The following is a 23,033-nucleotide window of genomic DNA, read 5'->3' as shown; positions in this document are numbered from 1 at the left end:
AAATTATGCAGAATCCACCCATTCACAAGCTCTATATCCATGGGGGCTACGTGGACAGTTCACAGCCAGAGTGTGGGCAGTTTGAAGCGATAAACCCAGCTAATGGAGAGTTGATTGCTCATCTGCAATCGGCTTCCAGAGAAGACATTGACTGGGCGGTGGAAAGTGCAAAACAGGGACAAAAAATTTGGGCATCCATGACGGCAGTAGAGCGCTCCCGCATTTTACGTCGTGCCGTGGATATTCTGCGTGAACGCAATGACGAATTAGCCCATTTAGAAACCCTCGATACAGGCAAGCCGTTATCTGAAACCTGCTTTGTGGATATTGTCACAGGGGCGGATGTTTTGGAATATTATGCGGGGCTGATCCCTGCCTTAGAAGGGCAACAAATTCCACTACGTGATACTTCATTCGTGTATACCCGCCGTGAGCCTCTCGGTGTCGTTGCCGGTATTGGTGCATGGAACTATCCTATCCAAATTGCCTTATGGAAATCTGCCCCTGCATTGGCTGCGGGAAATGCCATGGTGTTTAAACCGAGTGAAATGACCTCATTAACCGCATTGAAGCTGGCGGAAATTTATACTGAAGCTGGGCTGCCTGCTGGGGTATTTAATGTGGTCACTGGGCTAGGTAGTGAAGTGGGGCAATGGCTCACGGAGCATCCTGATATTGCTAAAATCTCTTTTACTGGGGGTATCGCGACAGGAAAAAAAGTGATGGCGAATGCTTCAACCTCTAGCTTAAAAGAAGTCACCATGGAGCTAGGCGGCAAATCCCCGTTAATTATTTTTGACGATGCTGACTTAGACAAAGCCGCCGATATCGCCATGATGGCAAACTTTTATAGTTCCGGGCAGGTATGCACGAATGGGACACGTGTATTTGTACCAGAGGCATTAAAGGCCATATTCGAAACCAAAATTGCTGAGCGTGTTGCTCGCATTAAAGTCGGTTCCCCACTCGATATGCAGACGAACTTTGGTCCATTAGTGAGTTTCTCTCATATGGAAAATGTGTTGCGTTACATCGAAATTGGCAAGGCTCAAGGCGCGAGGTTACTGTGCGGTGGTGAGCGTCTGATGGACGGTGAATTTGCTCACGGGGCGTATGTGGCACCGACCGTATTTACGGACTGTCTTGATGAAATGCAAATTACTCAAGAAGAAATTTTTGGGCCTGTTATGAGTATTTTAAGCTACCACAGTGAAGATGAGGTAATCGAGCGCGCTAACCACAGTGTCTATGGGTTAGCAGCGGGAATCGTGACTCAAGATTTAACCCGCGCCCATCGTGTTATTCATCAGTTAGAAGCTGGAATTTGTTGGGTCAATACGTGGGGGGAATCTCCAGCACAAATGCCTGTTGGCGGCTATAAACACTCTGGTGTAGGCCGTGAAAATGGGTTGGTCACGTTGCAAAATTATACACAAATAAAATCCATTCAAATTGAACTAGGAGAATTTACGTCCGTTTTCTAATCATCTTTTAACTTTGACTGAAACAGAGGAGATAACAATGGTCTATGACTACATTATTATCGGTGCTGGTTCAGCCGGTAACGTTCTAGCTACCCGCCTGACAGAAGATTCTGATGTTACTGTGCTGCTCCTTGAAGCAGGAGGACCGGATCACCGGTTCGATTTTCGCACACAAATGCCAGCGGCATTGGCTTACCCGTTACAAGGACGTCGCTATAATTGGGCATACGAAACTGATCCTGAACCCTATATGAATAACCGTCGCATGGAATGTGGGCGAGGTAAAGGGCTAGGTGGTTCTTCATTAATTAATGGTATGTGTTATATCCGTGGAAATGCCATGGACTTTGATGAATGGGCAAAAGCGCCCGGTTTAGAGGATTGGCACTACCGTCATTGTCTGCCTTATTTTCGTAAGGCGGAAACTCGAGATATTGGGGGCAATGCTTATCATGGTGACCAAGGCCCAGTAAGCGTGACGACGCCTAAACCCAAAAATAACGTACTTTTCCACGCGATGGTGGAGGCGGGTGTTCAAGCGGGATATCCCCGAACTGATGATTTGAATGGTTATCAGCAAGAGGGATTTGGTCCAATGGACCGCACGGTTACTCCCCATGGACGCCGAGCCAGTACCGCCCGAGGTTACTTAGATCAAGCACGTTCTCGGCGTAATTTAATCATTGTGACCCATGCGACTACCGATATTATCGAATTTGATGGCAAAAAAGCGGTGGGCGTAAAATATTATCGTGGAAAGAGTCAACAACCTACCCATGCCACCGCGCGTAAAGAGGTGCTGCTTTGCGCTGGTGCGATTGCTTCTCCACAGATTTTGCAACGCTCAGGTATCGGTCCTGAAGCCATCCTAAAAGAGTTTAATATTTTACCAGTACATATCTTGGAAGGGGTGGGTGAAAACCTTCAAGATCATTTAGAAATGTATTTACAATATGAGTGCAAGCAGCCTGTTTCACTGTATCCAGCATTAAAATGGTTTAACCAACCTAAAATTGGGGCTGAATGGCTTTTTAAGGGAACGGGAATTGGCTCAAGTAACCAATTTGAAGCCGGCGGCTTTATTCGTAGCAGTGAAAAATTTGCGTGGCCCAATATTCAATTTCATTTCTTACCAGTGGCAATTAATTACAATGGTAGCAATGCGGTTAACCAACATGGTTTCCAAGCACATGTAGGGTCAATGCGCTCACCGAGCCGTGGACGTGTACGAATCAAATCTCTCGATCCTCGTCAGCATCCCAGCATTGTTTTTAATTACATGTCCTGTGAGCAGGATTGGGAAGAATTTCGAGCAGCCATTCGGATCACGCGAGAAATTATGGCGCAACCTGCATTAGCGCCCTATCGCGGCGAAGAAATTAGCCCCGGTAATCAGGTCATAACGGATGAGCAGATCGATACGTTCGTGCGGGAACATGCTGAAACTGCTTTTCATCCTTGTGGTACTTGTAAGATGGGATTGGATGAAATGGCGGTAGTTGATGGCGCAGGGCGTGTGCATGGAGTTGAAAATCTTCGAGTCATTGATGCCTCGGTGATGCCGCAGATTATTACAGGGAACTTAAATGCAACCACGATTATGATCGCCGAAAAAATGGCAGATAAAATTCGAGGGCGAACGCCGTTACCTGCAAGTAAAGCACCGTATTATCAAGCAAGCCATCAATAGATTAAATGATAACAACTTTGTGAAGTCTAAAGAGCAAGAGGGGGGATATCCCTCTCTTGGTTAATAATAGATTTAATGAAATTATTTATCTATAAACTCATTATAGGCACGTAATGTTTCAGTGGCATACATTACAGAGGGGCCTCCCCCCATCAAAATAGCGACACCAAGAGCTTCGGTTAGCTCTTGCTTTGTAACACCTAAATCGACCAATGTTTTTGTATGAAAACCTATACAACCATCACAGCGATTTGCAACAGCAATCCCTACTGCAATCAATTCCTTGGTTTTTTTATCTAATGCTCCATCATTTGTACTTGCTATCTGTAGCCTTGAAAATTGATTGATAACATCAGGAATATTTTTAGCAAGCTCGTCTATATTCAAGAGAAGGTCTTGGGTAATCTGTTTGAATTTAGTCATGAATACACCATTAAATTTTATATTAATTTACATTATGTATTTAAATATAATATTTAACTCTGATTAAGCAAGATATGTATGTGAAATAATATCTAATGCCTTATTATTCTTTATATTTAATTAAAATTGATACATGTCATTGGTATTTTACCTATAAATTAGGTATTTCATTATTTAATATGGATATGGATATTTGTATAAAAAAATCCTCCAAATTATGGAGGAAAATAAATATTAAGCGAGAATATCTATATACCACTAGACATTAACGTAACAAACTCGACCAAACAATCGAAAATTCGTGATTTTCACTTTATGCTATATTGAAATAAAGCTTATTTAATGTGTAAATCTTTCCTGTTAACGAACCGAGTTTACTAACCATTGCAAATAATTATCCTCTACTTGGCTAGGATCTAAGCAAATTAATTCTGGTGTTTCATAAGGATGGATCTCTCTGATGGCGTCAAATAGGGCTTGTTGGTTGGCGATGGTACTTTTGATTAGCAGTAAAATTTCATTATCTTCAGTCACCGCTCCTTTCCATAGATAAACGGATGTTACTTGGGGTAATAACGAAACACAGGCAGCAAGGCGATTATTTAACAGATGTTGGGTAATTTTAATTGCGCTATCATGGGTGTTGGTTGTACAGAGAACAATACAGGGTTGCTGAGGGTTTTTATAATGAGTGTCATTAAGTGTCATTTTAATTTCCTTTAGAGTGATAGTCTTATTTCGATAAACTGCCATACATATTTTAGATTAACTTAATGGACAAGGGTTAAAATAGGAAATAGTGATATTAATATATGGCTGATTATTATTTTCACCATTATCATCCTCAGAAACTAATTCACCTAACTGCAATGTTTTTTTAACCATTGCTTTACAATTGCCCGTTTGGTGAGCAAATGTGTTTCGTAAGTAAACATACCAGTAATATAATAGCGCTTCAAATAAACTAAATAGTCTCCAGTTACAAGGGGCATTCTTGCTATATTCAACTAATTGTTATTAATTCGATTCAGCATTCAGTTTTAGATAAGTAAATATAATTTTTAGCGGAAATTTTGTATATTGATAGAGATTTTAAAAATAGTATTAATATTTATTCGCTTTTATCTGATGGATGAGAAAGTGGCGTGGTTAGGTGAAATAATGACTGGTTTTTAGTGTGGCTTGCTTTTTTTATTATGCGCAAGTCGATGAGCAATTGTAATTTAAAATCATAAAATGTTTACATAATTTACTGATTATACAGCAAAAATAAGTAACGAAATGATAACGATCAAGTTTTTATAATGATAATTTGCTAACATCGAGCTAAAGATAAAAATATATTATTGCATTTTCTCTGTCATTCCATCTTAAAACTTGTATGGATACCCTTATGAATAAACTGACCCCGTTAAAACCGATACCCACATTAATCGCAGTCGCCATAGCATTAATTATTTGGTTCATTATTCCTGTTCCTGAAGGTGTTAATCCAAATGCTTGGCATTTATTAGCATTATTTGTCGGAACCATAGCTGCAATCATAGGTAAAGCTCTACCAATTGGTGGGGTATCAATTGTCGCGATTTCCTTGGTAGCGGTTACTGGGGTCACTAACCCAGAATCAACAAAAGGGGCTATTGCTGATGCATTAAGTGGTTTTTCCAATGACCTTATCTGGTTGATTGGTATCTCCATTATGGTATCAATGAGTTTAAATAAAACCGGATTAGGTGCGCGTATCGGTTATTATGTTATTTCCCTGTTTGGTAAAAAAACGTTGGGGATTGCTTACTCTTTGGCGATTGCCGAAACTATTTTAGCGCCTGTTACGCCAAGTAATACGGCTCGAGGTGGCGGAATTATTCACCCGATTATGCGCTCAATCGCGGATAGCTTCGGCTCTAAAGCCGAAGATGGAACCGCAGGAAAAATTGGACGCTACCTTTCTTTGGTTAACTACAATATTAACCCAATCACGTCTGCGATGTTTATTACTGCGACGGCGCCAAACCCATTGATTGTTAGTCTAATTGTGAGTGAGGCGGGTAAAGGAAATGAACTGAGCTGGGGAATGTGGGCGGTTGCCGCGTTTGTTCCGGCAATAGTGTCTCTGATCCTGATGCCTTTAGTAATCTATTTTATGTATAAACCTGAAATCACGTCTACGCCTGATGCACCTAATTTCGCGAAGGAGCGCTTACAACAATTAGGCCCGATTTCGTTGCCGGAAAAAATTACCCTTGGTGTGTTTGCACTCTTGCTGGTGATGTGGGCAGGGGTTCCCGAAATGTTATTTGGACCGACTTTCAGTGTAAATGCGACTACTGCTGCGTTTATCGGTTTAAGTGTGTTGCTCGCAACGGGAGTGGTTAACTGGGATGATATTCTGAAGAATAAAGGCGCATGGGATACGGTTGTTTGGTTCTCGGCGCTGGTGATGATGGCGAGCTTCTTGGGTAAATTAGGTTTAATCAAGTGGATGTCACTCACCGTCGGTAGCTCCATCGACAGCATGGGTATTAGTTGGGTCTGGGGAACCTTAATTCTGGTATTAATATACGTTTATTCCCACTATTTCTTTGCTAGTACAACCGCGCATATTACCGCAATGTTTGCCGCATTCTTTGCCGCTGGCTTGGCTCTTGGTGCTCCGCCAATGCTGCTGGGACTTACCCTAGCATTCTCTTCTTCCTTAATGATGTCATTAACTCACTATGGGACAGGAACCGCGCCTATTATCTTTGGGTCCGGATATGCCACATTGGGTGAATGGTGGAAAGCGGGCTTTGTGATGAGTGTCGTGAACTTAATTATCTGGATCAGCTTAGGGAGTATTTGGTGGAAATTCCTTGGTTACTGGTAATGAGTTTAGTTAGCCATTGAATATCAGCATCAATCAAAAACCGGAATAAAACTCCGGTTTTTTATCGTCTTTGGATTATCAATGAAATTATATTTCTTAGAGATGAAAAAAATAAAACATCGACCTAAAAAATATAAGGTATTGTGAAGTTCTAAATAATAATGTCAGGAAATGATTGAGGATTTTTCATCTTAAAGCGGCTATGATTGAAAGATTAATCAATATTAAGAAGTCCATCGATTGAAATATTAGAAAGGGATAGTAGGTCTAAAATGAAAAAAATCGCATTAGTATTAGGTATGGCTGGTGTTATGGCATTAGTGTCTGCATGTTCGGATGAAAAGTCTGAAATTGCTGAATATAAAACTAACTTCGTGAATACTTGTACCAAGGCATCTGGCGATTCAGATGCAGAAACCACTAAAGCAGTCAGTGCAATTTGTGGTTGTGCATATGATAAAACAATTGAAAAATATGGTTTAGCAGAATTCAAACGTTTAGATGGTGAATTACAAAAATCAGCAAGTGCAGCGCCTGAATTCCAACAAACGATGATTGGATTTGTTCAAGAGTGTGCAACGAGCGCACGTTAATTGAATACGCTTATGAAATAAAACTAAGCACAGCACTTCTGAACAGTTAAGCGTTATTGACTAATTTGGTCGCTGTGTAAGATCCGTAATCTACTACGATTACGGATTTTTTTATGCTACATAGCCAGATTCTTGAGATAATTCAAAACTAGGCTTCAGATAAATACACCTCGCTTTTTTGCTCTCCTTTCCCATATCGATATTCTTCTATTAGTTATTCCTTTTGTGTTCTCAGTCAGTAGGTTAGCTACACCGATATTTTAGTTCCTATGTTATAAAAACCATTTTAGAGAAAACAAACTTGCTCGGATTAGAAAATAGCCCTGCTGGGCTGGAACAAATTTACGCTGATGGCACAGAGTTGAATGATCACTGACGAGCAATTATCAGACGGCTCCTGTAGCACAACTGATGAAGTAAGATGCTGATATTTACTGACACCGCGGATAGGATAAGCTGCATTTGTTGAGTTATATTCACAATAAAGAGTAAAGTAAATTTAAACTGATAATGTTGACTCTTCTATTTATTAAATTGATTTAAAAGAAAAACAACCCAAAAGACTATATTAATTTAAAATTAAAAGTGACAATTTAATTATTGATTTAATATTAATAATTTATTTTTAGATAAATGAAAGCTTAAACTTAGAACGAATGTAATTATTATTGTAAATATTAAAGTAATAATTAAGGTTAAATGTTGTTTTTTAAACTTTTATTTTTAATGGTTAAATGATAATTGACCTTTAAGGCGTCACAAAATAATCATCCAAAATAGATTTTTTATTATCGGTGTTAAATAAGTTTTCAGATGAATCATTGTATATCAAAACAATATTTGTATATTTTTGTTTTTATATTTATTGTTTTTACACCTTATAGGTTTAATTTAATTTTTTTATTTATATTGTTTGACGAAAAATGATTGTTATTTTTTGACTGAATTGTTTTTATAAAATATCACTCGATATATTTATTTCAATAGTGGTAGTCTAAAAATGTAGATTAAATAATATATATTAAAGTATAAAATGATTTTTTTTGGTGTTAATGTCGATTTTTCAATCTAAGTCAGTTTTATAATCTTCTTTATCACTATATGATTTACATATTTAGCGGTTAATTCTATCTTACTTGCCATTAATAACATTATGTTTTTATTGAAATTGTTTTTTTATTCTTATTGATTGTGCGCTCAATATAATTAAATGTTTTTCCTACTCGCGAATGAGTGGGCTTATTTGTTTTTAAATACTAGGTGCGTAATATATTGAACATGAACTGTTCTGATTCAAAGTATGAATAATAAGTTCAGAGGTACCCAATATGGAAAATGAAAGATATAAATACTCATTGTCAATAGGTCAAAGAATTAAATCACTCAGACTACAAAATGGTTGGAGCGGTGATGCTTTAGGAAAAGTAACAGGAATCAGTCAGCAACAAATCTCTCGATATGAACGGGGAGTAAATAGAATTGATGTTGAATCATTAGCTAAATTTGCGAATGCATTTAATGTGAGCATCGTAGTCTTATTATCGGATTATGATAAGACCATCTACGATAAAAGTATATTTGTTGCAAATACAGTAGTTATCTAATTCAGGATAGTAGTATTAAAGGGACTTAATCTTCTTTTATGTAGTTAATCATCCTTATTTTAATAATAAAGGATAGGAATTGTTTTATCTTACAAAGGTCAAATATGAAAAAATCTCTTTTAGTTTTATTAATGGCGTCTTCAGTTTCAGCTTCCGTATTGGCAGCAGATGGGACAATTACGTTTAATGGTGAAATTACTGCAACAACGTGTGATGTGATAACTGGTACGAACGGTGATTTCACCGTTACTCTGCCAACAGTATCAACGACAGCACTTGCTAGTGCTGGTGCTACAGCAGGAAATACCTCATTTGTCATTGAGTTAGCTAACTGTACCGCTAGCGGCGTAGATGTGGCAGCAAACTTCGAAAGTTTAACAAGTGGAGATGCTGTTACTGGTAATCTTAATCCAACAACTGCCCCAGCTAACGTACAAATCGGTTTGGCTGACCAAGCAGGTAACTTGGCTAAGGTTAATGGTGCACCAGTCGGTAGACAACCGATTGTTGGTGGTGCTGCGACATTAGCATATCAAGCATTCTATTATGCAAAAGATGCAGTTACCGCTCCGGGTCTTGTGACTGCACAAGTTAACTATACCTTGACGTATCCATAATAAGTAAGACTGTCAGAGGGAGCAATTCCTCTGACAGATTCGATAAAAATATTCAAATACTGCTATAAATACAAGGTTAGGTCACTATGATAACTCGGATACCTATAATCAATAAAATAGTTCTATTTACATCATTGTTTATGATATCAACGTCACTTTATGCCAGCGTTATTATTAATGGAACTCGTGTTATCTACAATGAGAGTTCAAAAAGTAAAACAGTGCAGTTGGTTAATGAAAATAAATGGCCAGCATTAGTTCAGGTTTGGTTAGATAATGGTGACCCAAGTGAGCTTCCTGAAAATATTAAAACACCATTTTCTATCACTCCTCCTATATTTAAAATGTCTCCAGATTCTGGTCAGAATTTAAGAATAACCTATTTGGGTAGTAATTTACCTAAAGATAAAGAATCTATTTTTTATTTAAATGTATTGGAAATACCACCAGAGAGTGAAGACTCCGTATCTTTGGATAAAAACACTATGCAAATTGCAATTCGTTCAAGAATAAAATTATTGTATAGACCAATTGGTATTAAAATGCCATCTCAAATAAATGAAAAATTGTCTTTCTCAATAAAGAGAACAAATAAGGGGAATGAGGTTTTAGTTAAAAATAACTCTCCCTGGTATATTACTTTCCAGAATGTAGAACTTTCATTAGGCAATAAAAAGTTAGACTTAGTAGAAAATATGGTTGCACCATTCTCTGAGATTTACTTGATGCGAGATAATGGTACTGCAATACCAAATGATTTTATTAATGCCAAGAAAATCAACTACTCAATAATTAATGATTATGGTGGTTTAGATTCATTTGAATCAAATCTATAATAAATGGTATTACTATGAAAATAAAATTGGTTTTTATACTCATTTCTTTATCGTTAGCATATTCTAGAGTATCATTCGCTGTTGAAGAAAATCAAAATGAAAAAAAATACTCTTATAATGAAGGCTTTTTACTCGGCAATGCTAAAGATATATCAATAGATAATTTAAGTGAAGATCAAGTTACACCAGGTAACTGGTTTGTAGACTTGTATTTAAATAATGAATTTATCTACAATAGAGAAGTAAAATTTTATAAAAATGATAAAGGAAAGGTCGTTCCTTGTTTAACAAAAGATGATGTGGCTAGTTTTAATATTAAACCTGAGTATTTGAGTTTAATTACATCTGGTGGGGAATGTGAAAATCTATATACTTTATCAAAAGATGTAGATATTAGTTTAAAGCAAGATATATTAAGATTGGATATTTTAATTCCTCAAATAATGGTAGAGCATTATGCTAGGGGATCGGTACCAATTAATGCTCTGAATGAAGGCATTCCAGCATTTTTTATGAATTACTATCTTAATGGATATAGTAGTCGTAGTCATGGTGAAAATACTCATTCAGCTTATGGAAATATATCTACTGGACTTAATCTTGGGCTATTTCGTTTTCGTCATCAATCTAACTTACAATATAATCAAGATAATAAATTTGAGCATGAAAGCATTCGAACTTATGTTCAAAGAGCGATTCCTCAAATTGAAAGTGAATTAACACTTGGTCAATCGTTTACGAATGGGAATCTTTTCGACAGTTTTTCTTATACTGGTGCAGAGTTAGCGACTGATAATCGTATGCGTCCCCAATCTATGCAAGGGTTTGCACCAACTGTACGTGGTGTTGCAAACAGTAATGCGCGGGTGCGGGTGATACAAAATGGTTTTGTTATTTATGAAACTAACGTTTCACCGGGTGAATTTGTTATTAATGATCTTTATGCAACAGGGTATGGTGGTGATTTAACGGTTGAGGTCACTGAAGCAAGCGGTAGTGTTTCTTCATTTATTGTACCATTTGCAACGATACCTGGTTTATTACGACCGGGACAAATTGATTACAGTATTGTGAGCGGTAAAGTTCGGGGAGATAATGTCTCTTCAGATTTTTTTGTTCAATCCACATTGCAATATGGATTGAGTAATATCGTAACACCTTTTGTGGGATTGCAATATTCAAATAAATATCAGTCAGGGTTATTAGGTTTTGCGGTAAATACTGATATTGGTGCATTTAGTTTTGATATGGCAAGTTCTAAAGCTGAGCTTAATAATGATAAAACCTATAGTGGTACTCGAGCAAGGGTAACGTGGAATAAAGACATTAATGCCACAGGAACTAATATTGCACTAGCTGGATATCGTTATGAGTCGCAAAATTATTTAAATTTATATGAGGCAAGTTCTTACCGTGATAATTATTTATTTAACGGGGATTCAATTAATCCAAGGCGTTCTCAATATACTTTAACCATCAATCAAAATTTAGCTGATTATGGTACGATTTATGCGAGTGGGTCATTACAAACTTGGCGCGATAATTTACCTGATACCAAGCAATTGCAATCGGGTTATATGAATAGTTTTAAAGGTATTGGATATAGCTTTACTTATATAAAAATGTACCGTAATGGTGAGCAAAATGGCGACAATAATTATATGTTTAATGTGTCAGTTCCATTCTCATTATGGTATCCAGAGCAAAATACTGTAATGAGTAGTTCCATTACGCGTTCTGACAATGATAATCGATGGGCAAATAATACCAGTATCAGTAGCTCTTTTGGGGAAGATAATTCTATATCTTGGAACGCAACCGCCAGTGACATTGGGCAATCAAGAAGTAGCTTCTCAGGAAATATTCAAAAAGATTTTTCATCGGCTTCTGTTAATGGGGGTTATTCTCAAGGGAGAGATTTTAAATCACTTTCAGCTGGAGCAAATGGCGCTTTGGTTATTTATGAAGGAGGTATTATTCCTTCTCGTTACTTAAGTGACACGTTTGCGATTATTGAAGCCGATAAAGCAGAGGGTGCTTCAGTTTCATCTTGGAATAATATTATTCTTAATAAAAATGGTCAGGCAGTTGTTCCTTCACTTATGCCTTATCAATATAATACTCTTTATCTAGATTCTGAAAATATGAATTCAGATATTGAAATTGCTAATAATATGGTTAAGGTCGCTCCTTATGCTGGCTCTGCAGTATTAGTGAAATTTAAAACAGAGAAAGGAAATAATATTACCTACCGTATTATGCTACAAGATAAAAAGTCAGTTCCATTTGGTGCGGATATTTATGATGAAAGTAATAATAAGATTGGCTTGGTTGGTCAAGGTGGATTAGTTCATTTTATATCACAGCTTGAAGCCGGTACTGTTTTTGTTAAATGGGGTGATGAAAATAATCAACGTTGTAAGTTTAATTATAATTTTACTAACAACAATACGATCTCAGAATCCACGTGTTATTTTTACTGAGGAATTAATTTTGATTAATCATAAAATCAAACTAGCTATATTTCTAAGTTTGATGTTTTCATCATTCTTAGCTAATGCACTATGTTCTGTTGTTGGTACTGGAATTAACCGTGCCCCTGTCACTTACCTTGGGCCTATTGATCCAATCGCTATCTATGGATTACAATTTCAACCAAAAGGAACGCCATTAAGTCTTTCTTATATATCTGGGACACAACTGTCTATCTCTAACGGACTGAATCCAGAAACGGTATTATTTCGTTGTAATGCTGCTGATGCTAACCAAATTTTTGAAGGTTATTATTTATTTAGAGCAGATAATGCACATCTGGCTTCTGCTCAAATAGTAAATGGAATTACCTATTGGGCAATTTGGGTCGTGGGTGCGGTTTCTCCTCGAACTCCTGTTTCCGGTGTGGATTATGAATTCTTTTTAGGAAACGGTATTAATGTGGGGAATGCATTTGGTAATGAGCCGAATTGGACAAAAAGAATGGCATATGAGGTTGACCCAACGAATTCCAACTTTATTATAATAAAAGGAAAACATTTTTCTGGTTTTACGAATAGTCAAATCCGTTCTGGTATAGCTGTGACCGCAAGTAATTTTAATCCAGTAATACCTCAGCAGCTTAAAGGATTTATATTTTTTAGAGGCCCTGGTGTTAATAATACTATGGTTTCGAATGGTGGAAATGGAGAGCCTCATACCATTGGATCATTTTTCAGGGTTGGGCTACGTGGCGTGAGTACCACTGCAATTAACTCATGTAATGTAGAAAGGAATGATGCAAACGTATCATTAGGAACACATTCTCAAAATGCATTACCTTCATCTCCAGTTAATTTTTCTGTTACGGTAAAATGTGACTCAGGCTCTACGGGGATTCAATATGGTCTTGCCCCTGGAATGGAAAATATAAGTAAAAATGTAACTGATGTATTATTACTTGACCCTAATATGGGCTCAACAGCAAAGGGCGTTGCTATTGAAATTTTGAATTCAGCTCAGAGTAAAATACCACTGTTGAATCTTCCTGCAACCGGCGGTGTTATTTCGAGCGTGAATAATTGGCAGTCATTACCGATTCCAGCGTCAGGGGGACCAACATCTTCAGTCGATGTTAATCTATCTGCTCGGATTGTCCCATACGGTAATGAGCCTATCGCTCCGGGGGTTGTTCGATCTAAAGTGACATTTATGCTAAATAAAAATTAATTTTTTATTTTATTGGTATAGATTTCATATAACTTTGAATAGTTTAAAGGTAGTTAGGTGACAAGCGAATTAGCTGCTGGGAGCTGATATACTTATAATAAAACCGAAAGGGTTAGCCAAAGTTTGGCTAACCCTTTCGCATTTTCACATTGATAATATGATTTTAATTATAAGTAATATTTAACATTGGCTTATTTTTGTATTGGCTATATTTTACTTTTACATAACTTAAGCTAAGTTTTTTTGCCTCTTTTAACGAGCTTGTTTTCGTGAGATTTTTACCATTACGATAGCACTCAAAGTTAACTCGTTCGGTATTGGACACTTGAACTTTACATTGTGGTTCAACGATATAACCAACAAATGTAATCGTACCGCCACCTATATAGTTTGTGGCAGCATTAGCAAAAGATAAACCAGAAATGAGTACAATAATCATAGTTACAAGTAAGGATAAACGTTTCATGAGCTACCTCCTAGTTGAACTAGAACTGCGCATTTAACACTCAATACGAGTAAATGCACCATGATTAAGTTTAGTCTAATTACGAGTAATAAATATAATATATACACACTAAAAGATATTTCTCTTATGTTTTATCTCGTATTAATATGAAATATAAATAATTATATCGATATTTAATATTTAGATAGATTCGATAATGATTAACCAATCATTGCTAATAGTCATAATGAATTTGGGCTATTGTTAGAATGAAAAGCCCAATTGAGTGTTATTGATATTTAATGGGTGAGATAAGAGTTTTTTAAGGATAATAAAATTTAAATAATATTAAATATCAATTGATTGGGTTTTGTATTACCGAAAAATATTATTTACAGAGGATAAATAAAAAGGCCGTAACGCTATGCGCTACGACCACTCTCAAAGCTTAATTGACAAATATTTCTGTAATGTCGAGGCTTTATTTTTTATTTAAACAAATGTTTGAACTGATGTGGAGCACAGCGCAAATATTGTGGTGCGACCGAAATTTGTTCATTCAATACACTGGCAGCACGCCATGGCCAACGAGGTTCATAAAGGATCCCTCGACCGATAGCAATGAAATCAGCCTGTCCCGTGGCTAAAATTGCCTCTGCTTGCAGCGGTTCCGTAATTAAGCCAACGGCAATCACAGGGAGCTGAGTTTGGTTATGAATTTCTTGAGCTAATGGAACTTGATAGTTGGGACCCACTGGGATTTGCTGTTTATCGGATAATCCACCAGAAGAAACGTGGATATAGCTGCTGCCCAGTTCCTCGAGAATTTGTGTTAACTCAATGGACTCCGTTAAATCCCATCCGCCTTCAATCCAATCTGTTGCAGATATTCTGACACCTACCGCGATCTCTGGGCTAACCGCTTCACGAATTTCCTTAAACGTTTCTACTAATAAGCGAGAGCGGTTAGCAAAGCTGCCACCATATTCATCTTGGCGAAGGTTTGAGTTAGGGGACAAGAAAGAATGGAGTAAATAGCCGTGCGCTGCATGAATTTCAATGACATCAAAACCCGCTTGTTCTGCTCGTTTGGCTGCATCCACAAACTGCCGCTTAATCTCAAGGATCTCATCTTTCGTTAATGCTTTTGGCGGGAAGCTATCAGCAAAGGGTTGTGCGGAGGGGGCAACTGTTTGCCAGCCATGTTCATGGTTAGCGGGTAAATTATTACCGCCTAGCCAAGGTAAATCACAAGCGGCTTTCCTACCCGCATGGGCGATTTGGATACCAAAGCGTGCATTCGCAAACGGTCTAATCTCTGCCAACATTTTCTTAAATGCTTGCATCTGGCTTTCGTTCCAGATCCCTAAATCCTTATAGGTGATACGACCTGATGGAGTGACCGCGCTTGCTTCAACAATGACTAAGGCAGCCCCAGATAAGGCAAGATTCATATAATGGGCATGATGCCATGGGCTCACCACGCCATCATTAGCAGAGTATTGGCACATCGGAGGGATAATAATGCGGTTGTTTAAATGTACGGAACCGATTGTTGCAGGAGAAAACAAATGACTCATTATTTATTCCTTATACATTATGAAAATTATGTTCACAGTATAAAAGATTGCATCTATTTTTCTTGTGATAAAGCGGGAATTACGTATATCCAATAGATATTTTTTCACACGCTATGAGATAAAAAAGCACCACAATAGAGAAATATTTGAAAAAAAAGACAAAAAGTATAAATTTCTGCTTGAACATGACCACATTGATTATTTTCGATTCTATCAATGAGCTCAATCATGGTTTTATACCGTACGATAACCGCGTAAAGACCAGTGGTTTAGCCCAGAAGATTATTTATTTCAACAATAAAAAACGTTAATTCCCATTAATGGTTTTAATGGTGCTAATAGAATCTTTACCTGATTTTTTATATTAAAAATGGTTTTAGTAAATTTAAAATCACATTTATCACCGCAAAAAAACAAATTTTAACTTGCAAGAAAATAGCGGGGTTTATATAAGCAATAAGTTACCGATAACCAGTTTAATAAATTGATACTTTAATACTATTAATAATTTAAAAGTTTAATGAAATTATTTTACTGAGTATTTTCACCTGCAAAAAATATAATTCTAAGAAGGAAGATAAATGTGTTAACAATTATTGGTATTTTAATCATCGTATCGATAGTCACTTTATTGATGATGGGGAAAGCAAGCCCGATTATTGCAATGTCCTGTATCCCTTTTATTGGAGCCTTGCTAGCAGGGTATTCAATCGCTGAAATTTCTGTGTTCTTTGAAAGCGGGATTCATAAAGTCTCTAAAGTTGCGGCCATGTTTTTGTTCGCTATTTTATTCTTTAGCTTGATGAAAGATTTACATATTTTTGATCCACTGATCCGCGCAATGGTCAAAATGACACGCGGTAACGTGATTGTGGTCTGCATTATGACCACCCTGATTGCGGGGGTTGTCCACTTAGATGGCTCTGGCGCGGCGACTTTCTTAATCATCATTCCTGCATTGTTACCGTTATACCGCCAATTGGGAATGAGTCCCTACCTGATGCTGTTATTAATGTGTACCAGTATGGGGATTATGAATATGGTTCCATGGGGTGGCCCTTTAGGTCGAGCTTCTGCGGTGACGGGTATCGATGCGTCTACACTATGGCAAGGACTCATTCCTGTTCAATTAATTGGTATGGTCGGCGCAGTGGTGTTTGCTGTCATTATGGGAATGCGTGAAAAACGCCGTATTGCTGCTGCTGAATTACAAGGTACGACTCCATACCAAATGGATTCACTGCTGACGGCAGAAGAACAAATGGACGATGTCGTTGAAACGATTAACAAACCTAAGAAGCCGTGGATTAATGGCGGATTGATCTTAATCTCCATTATTTGCTTGGCATTTGGTCTGCTGTCCGCCCCTTATGTCTTTATGATTGCATTATCCTTAGCGTTACTGATTAACTTCCCAAATCCGAAAGACCAAATGAAAGTGATTTCTCAGCATGCCCCACAGGCATTAGGAATGGTGGCGATTATTTTAGCTGCTGGAGCATTTCTTGGTATTTTGTCTGACGGCGGAATGTTGAAATCTATTGCTGTTGATTTAACTGCGATCCTGCCAACAGAATGGGTATCAAAAATTCATATATTTGTGGGTATCCTCGGTGTACCGATGGATATCTTCACCAGTACTGATGCGTATTATTTTGCACTGTTACCAATTATTCAACAAATTGCGGGAACAGCAGGGATTGACCCATCAGCAGTGGTCTACGCGATGGCGATTGGTAATAACGCAGGGACGTTTGTGAGTCCATTTTCTCCGGCTGCATGGTTGGCGATGGGCTTAGCGGGCATTGATATGGGACGGCATTTGCGTTATTCGTTCGGGTGGATTTGGCTATTTAGCTTTTTTACTCTAGGTATTGGGGGGCTTTTAGGTCTTTATTGATCTGCTCGTCGTCTTTTGCACTGTAGCTGCGTTAACTGCGCTTACTAACCCTAGTCACATACTTATGTATGCTCCTAGGGATTAGCAGCACTTGTCGCCTTACTACAGCACAAAATCCATAGAGCCAATGTGTGGAAGTTGAACTGCTCGTCGTCTTTTGCACTGTAGCTGCGTTAACTGCGCTTGCTAACCCTAGTCACATACTTATGTATGCTCCTAGGGATTAGCTACACTTGTCGCCTTACTACAGCACAAAATCCATAGAGCCAATGTTTGGAAGTTGAAAAGTCAAAATCAAAAACAATTAAAAATTTTAAAACTGAATGAAATATCGAGAATAAAAATAGTTGCTAAGTGGAACATGTTTTTTTACATAATTAGGACTATATCGGTGGCTTTTGTCTTGACTGTTAGTTTAGAATCCCCGCGTACTGATTATTTCTTATTGTTTTTATAGTAAAAACACTTTTTAATGAGGCCGTCTCGCGGAACAGATATGTAATACCAACTCTTGATTTCTCAATTTTCACAGAGGCAAATCTTGCTCAAGATTTGTTGTGTTTTGTTATTTCTGTAGAGAAAGCATGATGAATATGCAATCAAGGAAGTATGGTAGAACGTATCACTATCCGTTCTCCCCGGGCACCACCAGCGACGATCGTATTAATAGCGATTGGTGGGCGCACATCCAAAATATTGAACAATTAGTTCATACCGAAAAACTCGATGGTGAAAATAACTGCTTGAGCCGCTACGGCGTGTTTGCTCGTTCCCATGGCGCGCCAACACAATCCGCATGGACTCAACAGATTCGTCAACGTTGGCAATTAATTAAAGACGATCTTGGGGATATTGAACTGTTCGGTGAAAATTTATATGCGGTTCATTCGATTGAATATCAACATATCGAAGATTACTTTTATGTGTTTGCGGTGAGGCAAGGAGACTATTGGCTAAGCTGGGAAGAGGTGAAATTTTATGCTTCTCTGTTTGATTTCCCCACTGTGCCACAGCTTAATCTTGAGATTGATAAATCCCTATCACCGCAACAATACCGTGACGCGTTAATGACCGCGGCATCTGCCGATAGCCACTTCATTGCACGGGACACCCATACGGGAAAAGCGTGCAGTATGGAAGGCATCGTGACCCGAGATAGCCAAGGCTTTCATGTGGATGACTTTATGCAGCATATTTTCAAATATGTGCGTAAAAATCATGTCAAAACGGACATTCACTGGAAGCGAAATTGGCAGCGAGCGCTACTGGCATTTGAACGACAAGGGGGTGCCCGATGAATTGGCAACTAACGCAAAATCGCGAATGGTCACAGTTGGAAAAGCAATTTGAATTTGTACGGGATATGGCCGCTGTACCACAAGATTCTCGGCATCACGCTGAGGGCAATGTGGCTATTCATACCCAAATGGTACTGGCGGCATTAGAAGGCTTGCCGGAATACCAGCGGCTACCTGAGCAGCAACAACAGATTGTGTGGACTGCGGCACTACTTCATGACGTGGAAAAGCGCAGCACCACGCGTGAAGAAGAGGGGCGAATTATCTCTCCCGGACACGCGAGAAAAGGGGAGCTTTCTGCCCGAAATATTCTATTTCGCAGTGTGGACACGCCGTTTGCTATTCGCGAGCAAATTGCGGCATTAGTCCGTTTTCACGGTTTACCCTTATGGTTAATGGAAAAGCCAGATCCTGAGCGTGCGTTATATGCCGCCTCGCTGCGGGTGGATATGTCTCTGTTATGCATGCTGGCGAACGCCGATGCACTTGGGCGGGTTTGTGAAGATCAAACGGATTTACTCACACGAATTGAGCTGTTTGAGCTATTTTGTCGTGAACATGAATGTTGGAACCAACCGAAACAGTTTGCTTCACTGGCAGGACGTTTTCACTATTTCCATACTCAGCGTGGAACACCGGATTACCAGCCTTTTGATGAGGACGGTAGCGAGGTCATTATGTTGTGTGGTTTACCGGGAATGGGGAAAGATCACTTTATCCAACGATTCTACCCGCAGACGGCAGTGGTGAGCCTCGACAATATTCGCCGTGAGCATAACATTGACCCAGCGGATCGTAATGCCCAAGGTTGGGTGGCGCAGCAAGCCAAAGAACAGGCAAAAGTGTACCTACGAAATAAGCAAAATTTCATCTGGAATGCGACTTCACTGAATGGTTCTTTGCGAGAAAGCTTGATCAGCTTATTTGCTCGTTACCAAGCGAAAATCCATCTGATTTATCTCGAGGTTCCTTGCAAACAGTGGCAGCAACAAAATCGCCAGCGTAAACATGTAGTACCTGATAATGTGCTGGAAAGAATGTCGAGGAAACTGGAAATACCGACCCCCGATGAAGCTCATCAGGTTTCCTATTTTATTAACGGCGAATTTTTGAAATAAGCCCCACATTCCTGCCTCAATGTTTGAGGCAGGAATGTTTCTTGCCATCAAGGCACAAAGACATTTCCTTCAAATAATTTTCTAGCGGTACGAATAATTGACGCTTGTAGCCCTTCAGGCGCATTGGTTTGATTATGTAGCGCAACCTCAAATTTGCCGCTCAAATGCTCAATTGCAATTTTCTGCATATCCACAGCACCGTGAAGGTAAGGTTCAATCACCGTTCCCGGTAATATTGCGCCTGTAGCAATGGCAATTGCGCCCGTCACGGCTAAAGCGCCATGGCATTTATGAGGCATAAAATAACGTACATTAATCGTGCCCCCATGAAGTGCTGGGGAGACTAAAATCGGTTTAGGGATCACTTTGTGGGTCACATCGCCGAGCCCTATGGCTTCACCCGCTAACAGTCGAATAGTTTCTAGTCGCTGCATAAATTCTAAATCATGCTCTAATTGGTCAGCCGTTTCATAGCCAGTTTTGTTGAGCTGAGAAGCATCAATCAGCACAACTGGCGTAGCCATATCAAGACAAGTGACCTCAACGCCATCAATCACATCGATCACATTACCGGTCGGTAATAATTTTCCTGTTTTAGTTCCGCTCGCATTTAAAAACGTTAGCGCGACGGGGGCGGCATGACCGGGAACACTGGCAATGGTGGTATTACCTTCGTACTGCACTTTCCCATTAGGGGTTTGGATGGTGGCATTGATAAACGTATTGGTATTGACGTTGCGAATGCGAACCGTGGTGACGTCGCCAGTGATGGGAACTAATCCTTTTTCCAGTGAAAACGGGCCGACGGCACACAGAATATTGCCACAGTTTGGCGCGGTATCCACAATTGGTTCAGTTATCGATACTTGGGCAAATAAATAGTCAACATCAGCATCGGGATGCGTGGATGGGCTGATAATCGCAACTTTGCTGGTTTGAGGGCTGCCGCCGCCAATACCATCAATCTGTAAGGGGTGACCGGAGCCCATGATACCTAAAATGAGTTCGTCACGTTGTTGAATATTCGTTGGGAGATCGTCAGCTAATAAAAATACACCTTTTGAAGTACCACCGCGCATTAATACACAAGGGATCTGTTTCATCTTGATTCCTATTTGAATATCGATAAGGTTAAAAAATGGAGCGCCATTTTCATGGGCTCCATCGATTAACTAAGACAAGCTGGGGGATTAAATGAGACCCATGTTGATCAGGATTTCCCACCAACCTAGACCGATAGTCATGTGGACTAACAAACTTAAGAACGCCACAATCCCACCAATGATCCACCAAGAACGAATATCGTTATAACCTGCACCAAAGACGATTGGAGCTGCCGCGCCTCCGTAGTGGGTTAAGCTGCCGCCGTAGGCGTTGGAGAATAGCAGACCCAGCGCTAACAGCATTGGTGGCGCACCTGCAACCATTCCGACAGTCGCAAATACAGGGACCATCGCTGCCACATACGCACCGCCGGAAGCAAACAGATAGCGAATTGCAACACTGATAAACATGATGACAAAGAACGCTAACATCGCTTGGTCGCCAAAGGAGAGGTGCTCACTCATTACATCTGCTAACCACTTGAAGAAGCCCGCTTTGGTCAGTACACCGGACATCCCGATAATACCACCGTACCAAATCAGCGTGTTCCAGCCACCTTTGTTTTTCAGAACATCATCCCAAGTGACTACACCGAGGATTAAGGTCAATGCCATCACTGCGATAGCAACACTTGATGCACTAACGCCGATTTTATCTGCAAATATCCAGCCTGATAATGCGAGAACAAAGATGACACTGAGCAGTTTCTCGCGCATGGTCATTGGACCTAAGTCTTCTAACCCTTTTGCTGCGATCTCTTTGTTATTCACCTTTTTCAATTCAGGTGGATACAGCTTGTAGATAATCAGTGGTGTCAGGATTAACATAATCAAACCTGGCACTGCTGCGGCCAATGCCCATCCACCCCAACTTAAATGGATGCCCATAATATCGGTCATCATTGCCAGTGCCAGTGCATTTGGTGCCATGGCTGTTAAGAACATATAGCTGGTGGTTTTGGTCACCATATACACGTTCACTAGCAAATAGTGACCGGCTTTACGCGGGCTTTTTTCTGGATCTGAACCGAGTGCCACCGCCACACTGTTGATGATTGGGAAGACAATTCCGCCTGCTCGCGCCGTATTAGATGGCGTCGCAGGGGCAATAATCAGGTCAAGGATCGCCGTTACATAGCCCAGTCCTAATGTTGTTCCACCCAATTTACCAATCAAGATATAAGAGAGGCGTTTTCCCAAACCGGTGATCACAAATGCGGCGCTCAAGGTAAATGCGGCGAAGACTAACCATGTGGTCCCCGAAGCATAACCGCTGAGTACTTCACCTGCTTTCACATCTTTAGTGCCTGTGATACCAATAACAACCGCACTGGCTGCAATCGTGGCTAATAAAATCACGGGCTCAGAATAAGGTTTGAGTACCAGACCCACAATAGCGGCAAGGTATAAACCAAATAATAACCACGCGATACTGGGTAACCCCTCTGGCGTCGGTATTAAGGCTATAATTATTGGAATGGCTATAAGAACTAATAGCTTCCATATTTTATCTTTTTGCATAGGCTAATCCTTCAAGAATATAAAACTTTAAATTTCTTAAATCACATAAAACGAATATCTAAAATGTGTGGAAACCTATTTCTGGGTATAGCGGTATCTTGAATAGAGTAATAAATCTATTGAAAATCGTACTATTTCAGAAATGTTATAAACTGTTTAACGGTACTGATGTGTAATTTGCTTAAAAACGTTTTTTATTTTGTTACTTTTATTTTTAAATACAGACTTTGAATTTTTATATTCATTGGTTTTT

Annotated in this window: 18 protein-coding genes; 12 read left to right on the top strand and 6 right to left on the bottom strand. The window is 39.2% G+C overall.

What is annotated here, in order from left to right; all coding sequences use genetic code 11:
• The first annotated feature begins 5 nt into the window (after positions 1–5).
• Positions 6–1,484: a betaine-aldehyde dehydrogenase gene (gene betB / locus PROVRUST_RS03795; protein WP_006813381.1), complete on the top strand. Its 1,479-nt coding sequence runs from the start codon at positions 6–8 to the stop codon at positions 1,482–1,484.
• A 37-nt stretch (positions 1,485–1,521) separates the two neighbouring features.
• Entirely contained in the window at positions 1,522–3,174 is a 1,653-nt protein-coding gene (gene betA / locus PROVRUST_RS03790) for a choline dehydrogenase (protein ID WP_006813380.1), read from the top strand.
• 81 nt (positions 3,175–3,255) lie between these two features.
• On the opposite strand, the gene PROVRUST_RS03785 is transcribed toward betA, so the two are convergent.
• On the bottom strand, positions 3,256–3,597 hold the full coding sequence (locus PROVRUST_RS03785) for a carboxymuconolactone decarboxylase family protein (protein WP_006813379.1): 342 nt from the start codon (positions 3,595–3,597) through the stop codon (positions 3,256–3,258).
• 360 nt (positions 3,598–3,957) lie between these two features.
• Entirely contained in the window at positions 3,958–4,305 is a 348-nt protein-coding gene (cutA, locus tag PROVRUST_RS03780) for a divalent-cation tolerance protein CutA (RefSeq protein ID WP_039854229.1), read from the bottom strand.
• Between the two features lie 685 nt (positions 4,306–4,990).
• Here cutA and PROVRUST_RS03775 point away from each other — a divergent pair.
• The 7 genes from PROVRUST_RS03775 to PROVRUST_RS03745 all read left to right on the top strand — a co-directional run bounded on the left by PROVRUST_RS03775 (position 4,991) and on the right by PROVRUST_RS03745 (position 13,815).
• Complete coding sequence (locus PROVRUST_RS03775) at positions 4,991–6,463, top strand: DASS family sodium-coupled anion symporter (RefSeq protein ID WP_039854223.1); 1,473 nt, start codon at positions 4,991–4,993, stop codon at positions 6,461–6,463.
• A gap of 272 nt (positions 6,464–6,735) precedes the next feature.
• A complete protein-coding gene (locus PROVRUST_RS03770) occupies positions 6,736–7,056 on the top strand; it encodes a hypothetical protein (RefSeq protein WP_006813375.1) in 321 nt (106 codons plus the stop codon).
• A gap of 1,328 nt (positions 7,057–8,384) precedes the next feature.
• Entirely contained in the window at positions 8,385–8,660 is a 276-nt protein-coding gene (locus tag PROVRUST_RS03765) for a helix-turn-helix domain-containing protein (RefSeq protein WP_006813374.1), read from the top strand.
• Between the two features lie 104 nt (positions 8,661–8,764).
• A complete protein-coding gene (locus PROVRUST_RS03760; RefSeq protein WP_006813373.1) occupies positions 8,765–9,277 on the top strand; it encodes a fimbrial protein in 513 nt (170 codons plus the stop codon).
• An 86-nt stretch (positions 9,278–9,363) separates the two neighbouring features.
• Positions 9,364–10,113 (top strand): fimbrial biogenesis chaperone, encoded by a 750-nt coding sequence (locus PROVRUST_RS03755; protein WP_006813372.1) that lies wholly within the window; start codon positions 9,364–9,366, stop codon positions 10,111–10,113.
• Positions 10,114–10,127: 14 nt separating this feature from the next.
• On the top strand, positions 10,128–12,596 hold the full coding sequence (locus PROVRUST_RS03750; protein WP_006813371.1) for a fimbria/pilus outer membrane usher protein: 2,469 nt from the start codon (positions 10,128–10,130) through the stop codon (positions 12,594–12,596).
• Between the two features lie 10 nt (positions 12,597–12,606).
• Positions 12,607–13,815 carry a fimbrial protein gene (locus PROVRUST_RS03745; protein WP_050767587.1) on the top strand — a complete coding sequence of 403 codons (1,209 nt, stop codon included), beginning with the start codon at positions 12,607–12,609 and terminating at the stop codon, positions 13,813–13,815.
• Between the two features lie 163 nt (positions 13,816–13,978).
• Here PROVRUST_RS03745 and PROVRUST_RS03740 read toward each other — a convergent pair whose 3' ends face one another.
• A complete protein-coding gene (locus tag PROVRUST_RS03740; protein ID WP_039854219.1) occupies positions 13,979–14,281 on the bottom strand; it encodes a hypothetical protein in 303 nt (100 codons plus the stop codon).
• Between the two features lie 467 nt (positions 14,282–14,748).
• Entirely contained in the window at positions 14,749–15,840 is a 1,092-nt protein-coding gene (locus PROVRUST_RS03735; protein WP_039854216.1) for an NADH:flavin oxidoreductase/NADH oxidase, read from the bottom strand.
• Positions 15,841–16,423: 583 nt separating this feature from the next.
• Between PROVRUST_RS03735 and PROVRUST_RS03730 the strand changes: the two genes are divergently transcribed.
• From PROVRUST_RS03730 to PROVRUST_RS03720, 3 genes are all read left to right on the top strand, one after another.
• Complete coding sequence (locus PROVRUST_RS03730) at positions 16,424–17,740, top strand: CitMHS family transporter (protein ID WP_039854214.1); 1,317 nt, start codon at positions 16,424–16,426, stop codon at positions 17,738–17,740.
• A gap of 587 nt (positions 17,741–18,327) precedes the next feature.
• Entirely contained in the window at positions 18,328–19,038 is a 711-nt protein-coding gene (locus tag PROVRUST_RS03725) for an RNA ligase family protein (protein WP_039854425.1), read from the top strand.
• The gene (locus PROVRUST_RS03720; protein ID WP_006813363.1) at positions 19,035–20,156 is read left to right on the top strand and encodes an AAA family ATPase; all 1,122 of its coding nucleotides are present in this window, start codon (positions 19,035–19,037) and stop codon (positions 20,154–20,156) included. Before PROVRUST_RS03725 ends, PROVRUST_RS03720 begins: the two co-directional genes overlap by 4 nt.
• 47 nt (positions 20,157–20,203) lie before the next feature.
• Here PROVRUST_RS03720 and PROVRUST_RS03715 read toward each other — a convergent pair whose 3' ends face one another.
• On the bottom strand, positions 20,204–21,259 hold the full coding sequence (locus PROVRUST_RS03715; protein ID WP_006813362.1) for a 4-oxalomesaconate tautomerase: 1,056 nt from the start codon (positions 21,257–21,259) through the stop codon (positions 20,204–20,206).
• 87 nt (positions 21,260–21,346) lie between these two features.
• Complete coding sequence (locus PROVRUST_RS03710) at positions 21,347–22,780, bottom strand: anion permease (RefSeq protein ID WP_006813361.1); 1,434 nt, start codon at positions 22,778–22,780, stop codon at positions 21,347–21,349.
• Between the last annotated feature and the right edge of the window lie 253 nt (positions 22,781–23,033).

Origin of the sequence: Providencia rustigianii DSM 4541 (assembly GCF_000156395.1) — a bacterium.
GTDB classification, from domain to species: Bacteria; Pseudomonadota; Gammaproteobacteria; order Enterobacterales; family Enterobacteriaceae; genus Providencia; species Providencia rustigianii.
Note: the sequence above shows the minus strand (reverse complement) of the source record. Positions and strands in the feature narration are given on the sequence as shown.